General features: G+C 40.9%; 10 protein-coding genes and 1 rRNA gene. 6 read left to right on the forward strand and 5 right to left on the reverse strand.

What is annotated here, in order from left to right; genetic code table 11:
- The 5 genes from M0Q46_05370 to M0Q46_05390 are packed head-to-tail and all read right to left on the reverse strand — an operon-like array spanning position 1 to position 5,870.
- Positions 1 to 951, reverse strand: a complete 951-nt coding sequence (locus M0Q46_05370) for a class A beta-lactamase-related serine hydrolase (GenBank protein MCK9583018.1) — start codon at positions 949 to 951, stop codon at positions 1 to 3.
- Positions 944 to 2,416 (reverse strand): Asp-tRNA(Asn)/Glu-tRNA(Gln) amidotransferase subunit GatA, encoded by a 1,473-nt coding sequence (gatA, locus tag M0Q46_05375; GenBank protein MCK9583019.1) that lies wholly within the window; start codon positions 2,414 to 2,416, stop codon positions 944 to 946. The genes M0Q46_05370 and gatA overlap by 8 nt, the downstream gene beginning before the upstream one ends.
- On the reverse strand, positions 2,407 to 3,399 hold the full coding sequence (locus tag M0Q46_05380; protein ID MCK9583020.1) for a magnesium transporter CorA family protein: 993 nt from the start codon (positions 3,397 to 3,399) through the stop codon (positions 2,407 to 2,409). The genes gatA and M0Q46_05380 overlap by 10 nt, the downstream gene beginning before the upstream one ends.
- A complete protein-coding gene (gatC, locus tag M0Q46_05385; protein MCK9583021.1) occupies positions 3,392 to 3,706 on the reverse strand; it encodes an Asp-tRNA(Asn)/Glu-tRNA(Gln) amidotransferase subunit GatC in 315 nt (104 codons plus the stop codon). Before gatC ends, M0Q46_05380 begins: the two co-directional genes overlap by 8 nt.
- Position 3,707: 1 nt before the next feature.
- Complete coding sequence (locus M0Q46_05390) at positions 3,708 to 5,870, reverse strand: UvrD-helicase domain-containing protein (GenBank protein ID MCK9583022.1); 2,163 nt, start codon at positions 5,868 to 5,870, stop codon at positions 3,708 to 3,710.
- Positions 5,871 to 6,206: 336 nt separating this feature from the next.
- Between M0Q46_05390 and tyrS the strand changes: the two genes are divergently transcribed.
- From tyrS to M0Q46_05420, 6 genes are all read left to right on the forward strand, one after another.
- The gene (tyrS, locus tag M0Q46_05395) at positions 6,207 to 7,373 is read left to right on the forward strand and encodes a tyrosine--tRNA ligase (GenBank protein ID MCK9583023.1); all 1,167 of its coding nucleotides are present in this window, start codon (positions 6,207 to 6,209) and stop codon (positions 7,371 to 7,373) included.
- A 44-nt stretch (positions 7,374 to 7,417) separates the two neighbouring features.
- Positions 7,418 to 8,023 carry a penicillin-binding protein activator LpoB gene (locus M0Q46_05400; protein ID MCK9583024.1) on the forward strand — a complete coding sequence of 202 codons (606 nt, stop codon included), beginning with the start codon at positions 7,418 to 7,420 and terminating at the stop codon, positions 8,021 to 8,023.
- 99 nt (positions 8,024 to 8,122) lie between these two features.
- Positions 8,123 to 9,568 carry a hypothetical protein gene (locus M0Q46_05405; GenBank protein ID MCK9583025.1) on the forward strand — a complete coding sequence of 482 codons (1,446 nt, stop codon included), beginning with the start codon at positions 8,123 to 8,125 and terminating at the stop codon, positions 9,566 to 9,568.
- Between the two features lie 12 nt (positions 9,569 to 9,580).
- Positions 9,581 to 10,618: an LPP20 family lipoprotein gene (locus M0Q46_05410; GenBank protein MCK9583026.1), complete on the forward strand. Its 1,038-nt coding sequence runs from the start codon at positions 9,581 to 9,583 to the stop codon at positions 10,616 to 10,618.
- Positions 10,619 to 10,958: 340 nt separating this feature from the next.
- Positions 10,959 to 11,498, forward strand: coding sequence for an LPP20 family lipoprotein (locus tag M0Q46_05415; GenBank protein ID MCK9583027.1), 540 nt, complete (start codon positions 10,959 to 10,961; stop codon positions 11,496 to 11,498).
- Between the two features lie 382 nt (positions 11,499 to 11,880).
- Positions 11,881 to 13,405 (forward strand): 16S ribosomal RNA (locus tag M0Q46_05420).
- Positions 13,406 to 13,489: the final 84 nt, after the last annotated feature.

A 13,489-nucleotide genomic window follows, 5' to 3' on the forward strand; every position in this document is an offset into this window, starting at 1 on the left:
TTAACTCCCGTTGTTTATGGTTTTGTGGTACTCATAAGTCGTTTTTGCAATTTTTGATATAAAGCGCTTAGCGTATTTTTTATTGGTTACTTCATCGGTTAGCACGCAAAGAAGAAATGCTCCTTCAGGTGCAAAAATTATGCCCACATCGCTGTAAGTGTCTTTTAGTGTGCCGGTTTTATGAGCAATTGCAACTTCTTTTGGTAGGAAGCGTGGAATGCGGTCGTTAACTCTTTGTTTTTTTAAGATATCAAGCATTTCCTGGCTTGCCTGAACGGATATTAATTCCCTATTAAAAATCTTTTCAAGCAAAAAAGCCATATCGTTTGCTGTTGTGTAGTTTTCTATGCCTTCATTACGGCTTTTAAGGTCTAAAACACCTCGGCGCATATTTGTGTTTATTAAGCCGAACTCTCCAAATTTTTTGTTTAAATATTCAAAGCCAAGTTCTGCCACAAGCATATTTGTCGCGGTGTTGTCGCTTTGCGCAACCATTCGTTCTACAAGGTTAAGTATTGTAAAGCTTCTTCCCTCTCTGGTTTTGTAAAGATAGCCGCCACCAGGCGATTTATATTGGTTTTGCAGTTTAAGTTTTTTTGAAAGTGTAAGTTTACCTTCTTTTTCTGCTTCAAAAACAGCCGCCATGATAGGCACTTTTACGAGGCTCGCGCTTGGGAAAAGAGTTTCTTCATTTATGGCAACTGTTTTGCCGGTTTTTAAATCTTTGAAAAAAATTCCGACATTCCCATGAAATTTTGCGGTACTCAGTTCTAATTCTTTAGATAAGCTGCGGCACAAAGTGTCGTTTGTGCTGCAAATTGAGTCAAAAGTGCCTATCTGCTCCGCTTCTTTTTGGCCTAAGCTGGCCTGAGTTGTATTACTCACAGAAATAAGCGATATGAGTGTGCAAAGCACAAACACCGAGAGTTTTTTAAAATACGGGTTAAACATTCGGCACCCTTTTGTGCCACGAAGTTTTTGTTTCGTATTGATGTGCGGCAGAGAGCAGCGTTTCTTCACCAAAGGGTTTGCCCAATAGCTGCATGCCTATTGGCAGGTTGCTTTTTGTAAAGCCGCAGGGTATAGATATACCCGGCAGGCCAGCCAAATTGCAAGAAATTGTGAATATATCTGAAAGGTACATTTGTAATGGGTCTGCGCTCTTTTCCCCAATTTTAAATGCTGGGGTAGGTGTTGTAGGGGTAAGCAATATATCTGCTTGCTTAAAGGCGTTTTCAAAATCCGTTTTTATCAGGGTTCTTGCCCTTTGAGCTTTGTTGTAGTAAGCATCATAATATCCGCTTGAAAGCGCATAAGTGCCAAGCATTATTCTTCGCTTAACTTCTGCGCCAAAGCCCTGGTCGCGAGTTTTTTCGTATTCTTCCAGCAGGTTTGAACAATTGGCGCGAAAGCCATATCTTACGCCGTCGTAACGAGCGAGGTTTGCAGAGGCCTCGCAAGGTGCAATTATATAGTAAACGGCAATTGCATACTGTGTGTTTGGTAAGGAAACTTCAACAAATTGCGCGCCAAGGTCTTTGTAGAGGGCAATTGCTTCCTGCAGAGCTTTTTCTACCTCAGGGTCTATGCCTTTTTCAAAGTATTCTTTTGGCACTCCAATTTTCATGCCTTTTATGGTTTTTTCAAGTGATTTTATGTAGTTTGGCACTTCAATTGACGCGGAGGTTGAATCTTTTTCGTCAAAACCAGCAATTGTTTTAAGCAAAAGTGCTGTATCTTTTGTAGTTCTTGAAAATGTGCCAATTTGGTCAAGCGATGAGGCAAATGCCACAAGGCCGTATCGGCTTACGCGACCATAGGTTGGTTTTAAGCCAACTGTGCCGCAGAGTGCGGCCGGTTGACGAATGGAGCCGCCTGTGTCTGAGCCAAGGGCAAATGGCGACATAAGCGATGCAACCGCGGCGGCACTACCACCAGAGGAGCCCCCCGGTATGCGGCTTGTATCCCACGGGTTTTTTGTTGTTTTAAATGCGGAGTTTTCAGTTGATGAGCCCATAGCAAACTCATCAAGGTTTGTTTTGCCAACAAATACGGCGTCGGCGGCTTTAAGGCGCGTTATAACTTCGGCATCAAAAGGAGCTGTGTAGTTTTGCAGTATTTTTGAAGAGCAGGTTGTTTTAACCCCTTCAATATGCAAGTTATCTTTAATGGCAATTGGCAAGCCGCAAAGTTCACCGACTTTTTGCCCTGATGCGATTTTAGCGTCTAACTCCTTTGCTTTTTGCAAGGCGGTATCTTGTGTTAGGCAAGTGAAAGCGTCTATTTTTGGCTCGGTAGTTTTTATGTTATCTAAGAAAGAGATTGTAACTTGCAGGCAGGAAAGCTCTTTTGTTTTTATTTTTTCTCTAAGTTCAAATGCGCTAAGGTTGATAATAGAATTTTGGTTTAGAACCATTTTTTTCTCTTAATAAATATGTATGTAAGAACTGTAGATAAAATAATTATCCCAAAAGCAAAAAACCATGTATTTTCTTCGCCAAAAAGTACTCTTTCAAAAAATGGCACATTCATTCCAAAATAGCTGGTTATAAGTAACGCCGGCAAAAAAATTGTGGCAATTACCGTTAGAAACTTTATTATTTCATTTAGTTTAAGCGTTACATTGGAAACATAAATTTCAAGCAAACTGCCCATTATTTGGTTAGACGAGTCAATTGCCTGGCTTGCTCTTTTGTAGTTTGAAAGCATATCGCGAAAGTATGCGGAATATTTTTTTGAAATAAAGCCGTTTGATTCTCTGGTAAAGTAGGTGTAAACATTTAACTGCGGCTCAAGCACTTTTTTAAGCGACAAGAGTTGTTTTTTAAAAGAGAATATCTCCGTCATACGCTCTCGTGACGGGTTTTCAAGTATGGCATCCTCTATTGTGTTTATTTTTTCGTTGAATTTTTCAACGATAAATTCATAGGAGTTGTAAATTTTATCAAACATTGTGTAGAGCAGATAATCAATGCTTTTTAGCTCAACTTGCGGTTTTAACTTTGCTTTTTCAAAAAGCAGGTCTATTTGAGGTATGGGTTCAGTGTGAACGGTTACAATGTAATCTTTGCCTAAAAATATATCAAGCTCAAAAATCTTGTTTTCTATATCAGAGCAGTCACAGTCCTTGGTTTTTATACCGTGTACAGCTACAAATACATATTCTTCAAACTCTTCAACTTTTGGCTGGTATTGCGGAAAAAGGCAATCTTCAATGGAAAGCTCATGGAACTTAAAACTATCAAACAAAACAGAAATCTCTTCATTTTTAAGTTCGTGATTTTCGGCAAATATATCAATCCACAAAAGCTTAGACCTGCCTTCAATTGCAGAGTTAATTGCCGTAAAATCGGTTACAACTTCGCTAAACCCGTTTTTAAGAGAGATTGCTCTAATCATTATCAATCACCTTTTTAACTCTAAAGAAATTGCCATCGCGGTGTGGAGCGTTGTTAAGTAAGTTCTCAAGTAGTTGTTTAGAAGAATCCTTGCGAACATCTTCGCGCCCAATGGCAAGCTCTTTGGATGTATTTTGTGCAATCGCATAACTGGTTGGCACAATGTTTTTGGTGTCTAATTTTTCTAATTGGCCAACATAGCTTAAAATGCCTTCAAGCTGAGAGGTAAACTTTTCTTTTTCCTCTGCTGAAAGTTCTAAGCGTCCAAGGCGCGCGACATGTTCAACTTCTTTTTTTGTAATTTTCATTTTATATGCGGTCCAATTTTGCAAACTTTGGATATATTTTTTTCCAGCCGCCGGAGTCAAAAAGAATAACCAGTTTTAAATCATCCCCGGAACCACTTTTTTCTATTACTTTACCGTCGCCAAAAACGCCATGACGGACGCGTACACCAAGCGGAAACGGCGACGGTGCGCTTTGCGGCGCTTCAAAATTATTAGCGTTCATTATACTTATTTTTCTTTCACTTGTCTTTTCTTGAGTGTGTTTTATGTGGTTTTGACGGCCATAGGCCTCTTCCACAAAACGCGATTGCATAGCCCAGTTTGTTTTTCCGGCAAGGCGCCGCTGCGCTGCCCAGCTTAAGTGTAATTTCTCCTTTGCTCTGGTCATACCAACATACATTAAACGGCGTTCTTCTTCTAACTGCTCTTTATCAAAAGCCGCTTCGCCAATAGGGAAAAGCCCTTCTTCTAACCCTGTAACAAATACAAACGGGAATTCAAGGCCTTTGGCAAGGTGCAGTGTCATTAGCGTAACTTTTTGTGAATTATCGTCTAATTCATCGGAGCCGCTTACAAGTGATACCTGCGTTAGGTAGCCAGAAAGTGTTTTGTCTTCTGAGCGTTGTTGGAATTCGTCCATTGCGGATAAAAGTTCGTTTAAGTTTTCTATTTTTGTTTTTGCTTCAAGGGTGTCTTCCTCTTCAAGCATTTGCGGGTATTTTGTTTTTTCAAAAACAAGTTCGGTAAGCTGTTTAACTGGCATATTATTTTTTTCTGCTCGCAAAGAATTTATGAGTGTAGTAAATGAATTTAGTGCTTTGCGTGTGGAAGGTGTTAAATAAATATCTTGGCAGTTACTAACGGCTTGCCAAAGTGTTGTGCCATTTTGGTTGGCAAGAGCTTCAAGTGATTCAAGCGAAGTTTTGCCAATGCCCCGGCGCGGTATATTTATTATTCGTTTTAAGGCAAGTGAGTCGGCAGTGTTATGCACAAGGCGCAGGTAAGCAAGGGCATCTTTTACTTCCGCCCGCTCATAAAACTTTACCGAGCCGATAATTTTGTACGCAATGCCGTTTCTGCGAAGAGCGTCTTCTAAAACACGCGATTGGGCATTGGTTCTGTAAAAAATTGCAAAATCACCATACGCTCTGCCTTGATTGATTACATAATTGGAGATTGCGTTAATTATATTCTCCGCTTCGGCAATCTCATTATATGAGCTAATAAACTCTATTGAACTGCCGCTTGAGTTTTGCGTCCACAGGTGTTTTTCAACACGGTCGGAGTTATTTTTTATAACATTCCACGCGCTTTCTATAATGTTTGGTGTAGAGCGGTAATTTTGCTCAAGTTTTATTACCTTGCATGACGGGTTATCATTTTCAAAGTCAAGAATGTTGCGAATGTTTGCCCCACGCCACGAATAAATTGACTGGTCATCGTCGCCTACAACGCATATATTTTTATGTTTTGCCGAAAGATATTTTGTTAAAAGGTATTGCGCGTGGTTTGTGTCTTGATACTCATCAACAAGAATATGCTCAAAACGGTTTTGGTACTTTTGGCGCAGGGCTTCGTTTACGCCAAGCGCAAGCACGCTAATCATTAAGAGGTCGCCAAAGTCAAGCGCACCGGCATTGGTAAGCTTTTTTTGGTAAAGTGAATAAATAGATGCAATAATCTGTTGATTTGGATCGTTTAAAGTAAGCGCGGTTGCGGCAAATGACTCAGCGTTTAAGAGATCGTCTTTTGCGCGGCTGATGTACTCTGTTATGCGTGAGGGCTTAAATCTTTTTTCGTCAAGTTTAAGCTCTTCAATGCATATTTGAACAAGTTTTTTTTGGTCGGAAGAGTCATAAATAACAAAATCGGGGTTAATTCCAATTGCGAGTGCTTCCTGGCGCAGAAAACGCGCACCAAATGAGTGGAATGTAGATATTAACACACTACGCCCAAGCCCAGGAACAAGTGTGTCTACGCGTTGGCGCATTTGGTCGGCAGCTTTGTTGGTAAATGTTACTGCAAGAATACTATATGGAGACACACCATTTTTTAGCAAATGCGCAATGCGGTATGTAATAACGCGAGTTTTGCCTGTGCCGGCGCCGGCAAATATAATCATCGGTCCGCCGGGGTGTAAAACCGCTTCTTTTTGTGGAGGGTTAAGGTCTTTTAAAAAATCCATACCGCCGATTTTACCAAATATGTGTATTAAGGGCAAACATCAAAAAACAATAAATTTAATTGGAGTAGAGATATTAACTTAGTTGAGTTATTTTGGGGTTTAATTGGGTTTGATTGATTTAAGTGCTTGAGCGAAAAGATAAGCCGCCCGAACCTATATTGTTTAGATAGTCGGTTTCGTGCGCAATCAAATCGTCAAAGCACACATCAATTGCAACATCTTTTATTATAGCGCTGATTTTTTCCGTTTTTCTGTTATTATAATGTTTAGAAATTCACTATATTAAAGTTGTATCAGAAAGTTGCAGCCAATTCAATAATAAAGTAGAATACGCCAATGCAAAATATAGAAAAAGTTATTTCAAGAATAAAACGCGGAACGGTTGATTTCATCTCTGAAGAGGAGATAAGAAAAAAACTCTCGCTAAAAAGGCCTCTACGCATAAAGTTTGGCGTTGACCCAACCTCGCCCGACATTCACTTAGGCCATACCGTATTGCTAAATAAGTTAAAAATATTCCAAGAGCTAGGCCACCATATAGTTTTTATAATTGGTGACTTTACTGCAAAAATAGGCGACCCATCCGGTTGTTCTCAAACCCGCCCTATGATGAGTGAAAAAGATATTTTGGATAATGCAAAAACATACCAGGAACAGGTTTTTAGAATTTTAGATAGGTCAAAAACTGAGGTTGTTTTTAACTCAAGCTGGCTTTACCCGCTTGGGCTTGAGGGGCTTTTAACGCTTGCTTCAAAGTATACAGTTGCCCGTATGCTTGAACGCGACGATTTTGAAAAGCGTTATAAAAAAGACACCCCAATAAGTATAGTGGAATTTCTTTACCCGCTTCTTCAGGGCTATGATTCTGTTGCAGTAAAGGCAGATATTGAGCTTGGCGGCAACGACCAAAAATTTAATTTACTTGTAGGGCGCGACTTCCAACGCAATTATGCCCAAGAGCCGCAAGCGGTTATTACAATGCCATTACTTGTGGGAACTGATGGTGTTAGAAAAATGTCTAAGTCGTATGGAAACTACATTGCATTAAGCGACACCCCTGCGGATATGTTTGGCAAGATAATGTCTATTTCAGATGAGCTTATGCTTGATTATTTTGAACTGCTTACCGAACGCGATTTGGCGCAGGTAAAAACCCTGCATCCGCGTCAGGCAAAGGCCGAGCTTGCCCAAGAAATTACCGCGAAGTACCACGGTATAGATGCCGCGAAAGTCGCGCGCGAGGGTTTTGACAGCCAGTTTGCAAAAAAAGAAATTCCAAAGAATATTGAAGAGTATGTTTGTAAAACACAAATGACATTGGTTGACCTCCTTGTTGCCTCAGAGCTTGCAGGCAGTAAAAATGAAGCAAGGCGGCTTGTGGAACAAGGCGGAGTAAAAATTGACGGGCAAAAAATAATTGGTGACAAAACAATAACAACAGAGAAAGGTTATATTTTACAAGCAGGAAAGAGAAAGTTTAAGAAAATAGTTGTTATTAAATAATGATGCCAGCCCAAGGCTGGCCCGCCTGGGGCGGGGAGGATAAAATGAAAAAGTATTTAGCGTTTGTTTTAGCTGTAGGTGTTGCATTTGCTTTAAGTTCTTGTGCTTCAACGCCAAAAGTTACGCGTGTGGATGTTTCTGAGCAAATAGATTTAAGCGGTCTGTGGAATGATACCGATTCTCAAATGGTCAGCGCAGAAATGATACAAGATGTAACAAATAGGCCATGGATAGATGATTTTGCAATGAAGAGCCAGACAAAACCGCGTGTAATTGTGGGTACTATATTAAACAAAAGCCATGAACATATAAACACCTCAACTTTTATAATAGATCTTGAAAAAGAGCTTACAAACTCGGGGCGCGTAATTTTTGTTGCCTCAAAAGATGAACGAAGCGAAGTGCGTGAAGAAAAAGTTGACCAGGCGCAAAACGCATCAGTACAAACGGCAAAAAGTGCCGGACAGGAACAAGGGGCAGATTTTATGTTAAAAGGCGAGATCAATACAATTATTGACCAAGCCGGTAAAATGCAGGTGCGTTATTATCAAATAAATCTTCAGCTTGTAAATATACTCACCAACGAAAAGGTTTGGATAGGCGAAAAGAAAATAAAAAAAGAAATCAAGCGCCCTTCATCCACATTGTAAAGTTATCTGCATAGCAGGCAGATAAAAGTTTTCCCTCTCAGGTCTTGCCCAAAAAGAAAAAGCAGATAAAACGCTTTTTGAAACTCTAAGTATTTTCTTATGCCCAAGCAAACTGTAAAAACAATCATTGTTGTTTTATTTTGTGTGCTGTTAAGTTCTTGCGCAAGCAATATTGCGTACTATGCAAACCTTGATGGACTTGCGGCAAATCAACGCTTTAGCGATGCGGCAAAACTAACCCAAACAAGTAAAGATAAATATTACGGCGATAAAAATGCTTTGCTTTATTGCCTTGATATAGGATTTTTTTTACACGTTGCGGGCGATTATGAAGAAAGCAATAAATATTTTGAGAAGGCAAAAGAACTTTTTGATTATTTTTTTACAAAAAGCATAACCACCGAAGCCTCAACATGGCTGATAAATGATAACACACGCCCTTACTATGGTGAAGATTTTGAACGCGTGCTTGTTAACATTTTTTCGGCAATCAACTACACAATGCTTGGCAAAACGCAAGACGCACTTGTGGAAGCCCGTCAGGCAGACCAGTTTTTAACATCCCTCCAAACAAAGTACGGTTATAAAAATATTTACAAAGAAGACGCTTTTGCCCGCTATTTTTTAGGCATGCTCTATGAAAATAATGGCGAGCGCAACGATGCTTACATATCTTATTTCAAAGCACTCCAAGCGTACGAAGAAAACGGCAAGTACTATAATTTTGCCATACCTAAGCAGCTAATTATAAGTTGTAGGCGTTTAGCTTCTGAGCTTGGCTTTAGTGATGATTTAAAAGACATAAATGAAAAATACCAAAACATTTCCCAACCTAATGTAGAAACTCCCCCTATAGCAGGTCAATCCTCAAACATGGGTGAGCTTGTTGTAATAAATTACAATGGCCTTGCTCCAAAAAAAGTTGAAAGCATATTTGAGATATCATTTGGCAATGCCTGGCTGTATGTTAATGCAAACACAATAAGTTCGCAAGATGAAGAACAAGTGGAAAAGGCAAGTTCCATAGCCCGTTCAATATTTGCTCAGGAACAGGTGCGCATGGCATTTCCTAAATATGAAAATTCAAATTACACAATTGAAACAATGGAACTTGGATTAGAGAGCTCTGCACGGGAGCCGGAAAAAGCCATTCTCACAGACGACATCGGACAGATTGCAAAAGTTAGTTTAGATGATAAAATAGCACGCATACGCGCAAAAACTATAGCTCGTGTGGCAATAAAGTTTGCTCTCGCGCACGAAATTAGCGCAAAGGTTGAAGAAAACAACGGTGAAACCGGCGGCTTGTTAAGTAAAATTGCGCTTGCTGTCGCATCTACCTTAACAGAAAAAGCAGACAGGCGCTCTTGGCGCGTATTACCGGATAAGATATTAATATCTACAATCGCACTTCCAGAAGGTAAAAACTCTGTGATATTGACTTTTCGTGACAAATACGGTAATAAGGTGTATCAAAAAACTGTCACGGACATACAAATAACGCACAACAAAAAAACATTTTACATTGTAAGAACAGTGCAGTAGCAGGAGATTAGTATGAAAAAAATATTCTTAGCTTTAATTTGTACATTAGTTATCTTATCCCCACTTTTTGCCAAAACCCCCGATTGGGTAAATGGCGAAAGTAAGCTTTACCCAAAAGATAAGTATATAATAGGTATAGGCATTGGCAAAAACATAGATGAGGCGCGTTCAGCCGCCAGGGCAGAAATAGCAAAAACATTTGGTGCAACCATAACACAAAAAACAAATGATACCATAAAAGAGATTGGATTTTCAGATGAAAATGGAAAAAATGTAACAATTCAGCTTGAAACTCAGGCAAACACGCAGGTTTCTACAAATCAGGTGCTTAATGGTATAGAGGTGCAAGAAACCTGGACAAACCCAAAAGGTGGCTCAATCTATGCACTTGCGGTACTTGAAAAAGTTAAAATGAAGGCCGCGCTTTCGGAAGAACTACTTGGTTATGAAAATACATTGAATTTTGAACTAGAAGAGGCAAATAAACCCTACGGAGCAGTTGAAAAGGTGCGTTCATATACAAGAATGCTTTTGGCAATAAAGGAAAGAAATGGAGTATATGCAAAAATGAGAGTGCTTGGTGTGGCGGTAAATCAAGATGCTCAGCCACAAGAGGCAGAAATCTTACAAAAAAGATCTGAAAATTGTGCAAAAATAAATTTTATAATAGAAGCGGATAACGAAAATGGACTTGTAGATGCCTTAAAAGCTGTAATAACAAAGAGTGAATTTTCGGTTAATGCAGCAACTTTGCCTATTGAATCCTCAGTTCAGGCTGCGGAAAAGGTTGGCTATACATTGGCCGTAATGTCTAATATCTCAGTGAAGCCGGCAAATAGAAGTAACCCCCAATGGTCATTTTACGATTGGGACTCAGTCGTAGATTTGTATGAAGATAAACCAGGTGGCAGATTGCTCTCTACAATAACAAAGTCCGGCCAGGTGTCACAGTTAAACAAGGATGCCGCCAAAAGCAGGGCCATAATAGCGGCGCGTGATGCCGCTTCATCGGCTTTGGAAGAAATAATAACCAACTATCTGTTTAAGTAGAAATTGTTTGGCAACATTTTATAAAATGCGTTATATATATAATAAGTGGAAGTAAAAGCAGACATATAAAAAGTGAAATACTAAGTTCCGCCAATAGGTGAGACGCGATAAATGTTCTTTCGAGAGTGCCGTAGGCACTCGAAGTGGTTGATGAAGTGGTCAACCATTGGTACCATAACTTAGGAAAGGGTTCAGCGAGCAGAGCGAGCGACGACGAAACGGGAAAACCATAGGTTTTCCCTTGTAGAGCGGTTTGGCGAAATCATCTTAGCCAAACCAAGTATGAACGAAGTGAATACTAAGTTCCGCCAAAGGCGGAACGCGATATTAGGAGGCAGTAATGAATCACATTAAGTTTTTGTCTTTAGCAGTTGGCATTGCTCTGTTGTTTGGATGTTCAAGTATGGCAAAGAAACCTGAGTGGGTACTAAAAGGCAGTGGAGCATTTAAGTCAGAAAAAAAGGTTCTCTATGGTGTTGGAATAGCAGAGAATATAACTTCTGAAGCTCTTCGTAGAACAACGGCAGACAACAGAGCCATAGCTGAAATATCAAAACAACTTTCAACTATGTCAACATCAATGATGCGTGACTATATGTCGTCCGCGTCCGATGCCGAAAAAGCAAAAGCGTCAGGTGACCAATATGTTGAAAACACTGTAAAAACATTTGCCTCAAATACAATATCAGGGGTTAAAGTAGTGGATCGCTGGGATGAAGGCAAGGTAACATATTCTCTTGCAGAGTTGAGTATTGATGATTTAAAAGCAATGACAGAAAACATAAGTCAACTCAGTTCAGAAATTCGTGAACACATAAAGGCAAACGCAGAAAAAGCATTTGATAAACTTAGCCAGGAACAAGAGAAAAATGCAAAATAAAATTTTGTAAATTTTAAATTGTAAAAATATTTTTAAAAAAATACTTGACAAACAAAAAACAGTTTTGCTAATATACCACCACAGTTGAGGAAGGCAGCAAATAGAAGCTGCCGGCAGGGTTAAAACTCGACACCTCAAAAAAGTTTTTGAAATACACTTGACAAAATAAATTGTACTTTGCTAATATCAGCTTCCATTTTTTTGGGAAGGCAAAGTACAGTAGAATATTTTTCTCTGTAAAAAGTTCCTTGAAAACTTAATACGCGCACAAGTAAGCGCCCCTGAAAATTGGGTAAAAAATAGGCAAACCAGATTAAAATATGTAAAGATGTAACTTCAATTAATTAAATGGCGAGGAAAGCAATTTTCTCGTTTGATAATTTTTTTGGAGAGTTTGATCCTGGCTCAGAGTTAATGCTGGCGGCGTGCCTAACACATGCAAGTTGAGCGGGTCCCGCAGCAATGCGGGATTAGCGGCAAACGGGTGAGTAACACGTAAGAAACTTCCCCTTGAACGGAGGATACCCCAGAGAAATCTGGGACAATACTCCATAAGACCACTATCTGGCATCAGAAAGAGGTCAAAGGCCCGCAAGGGTCATTTGAGGATGGTCTTGCGGACTATCAGCTAGTTGGTGGGGTAACGGCCCACCAAGGCTATGACGGTTATCCGGTCTGAAAGGACGTTCGGACACACTGGAACTGAGACACGGTCCAGACTCCTACGGGAGGCAGCAGTGGGGAATTTTGGACAATGGGCGAAAGCCTGATCCAGCGACGTCGCGTGAAGGATGAAGGTCTTCGGATTGTAAACTTCTTTTGTAGGGGACGAATAAATTGACGGTACCCTAAGAAAAAGCCACGGCTAACTACGTGCCAGCAGCCGCGGTAATACGTAGGTGGCAAGCATTACTCGGATTTACTAGGCGTAAAGCGCATGTAGGTGGTTGGATAAGTCTATGGTGAAATCTCTCGGCTAAACTGAGAGCGGTCCATAGAAACTGTCCGGCTTGAGTGTGGGAGAGGGAAACGGAATTCCCGGTGTAGCGGTAAAATGCGTAGATATCGGGAGGAACACCGATGGCGAAAGCAGTTTCCTGGACCAATACTGACACTGAGATGCGAAAGCTAGGGTAGCAAACAGGATTAGATACCCTGGTAGTCCTAGCTGTAAACGATGTTCACTAGATGTGGGAGGTATCGACCCCTTCCGCGTCGACGCTAACGCATTAAGTGAACCGCCTGGGGAGTACGGCCGCAAGGTTGAAACTCAAAGGAATTGACGGGGGCCCGCACAAGCGGTGGAGTATGTGGTTTAATTCGACGCAACGCGAAGAACCTTACCTGGGCTTGAACTACTAGTTGTAAGATCCCGAAAGGGAAATGACCCGCAAGGGAGCTAGCAGAGGTGCTGCATGGCTGTCGTCAGCTCGTGTCGTGAGATGTTGGGTTAAGTCCCGCAACGAGCGCAACCCTTATCCTGTGTTGCTCCGATATCATGTCGGAGGTCTCTTAGGAAACTGCCTCGGATAACGAGGAGGAAGGTGGGGATGACGTCAAGTCATCATGGCCCTTATGTCCAGGGCTACACACGTACTACAATGGCCGGTACAGCGGGAAGCAACACCGCAAGGTGAAGCAGATCCCTGAAAGCCGGCCCCAGTTCAGATTGTGGGCTGAAATTCGCCCACATGAAGATGGAATCGCTAGTAATCGCAGATCAGCAGGCTGCGGTGAATACGTTCCCGGGCCTTGTACACACCGCCCGTCACACCACGAAAGTCAGTTGTAACAGAAGTCGCTAGGCTAACCCGCAAGGGAGGCAGGCGCCCAAGTTATGATTGGTGATTGGGGTGAAGTCGTAACAAGGTAGCCATACGAGAACGTGTGGCTGGATCACCTCCTTTTAAGGAGAATCCCATCGTTTTCGCAAGAATTCAGATGGGATATGGTCGATCTTATTTTCCCCTTCCATCTTTAGATGGAGAAGG

It is taken from the genome of Endomicrobiales bacterium (genome assembly GCA_023228045.1).
Taxonomy (GTDB): domain Bacteria; phylum Elusimicrobiota; class Endomicrobiia; order Endomicrobiales; family JALOBY01; genus JALOBY01.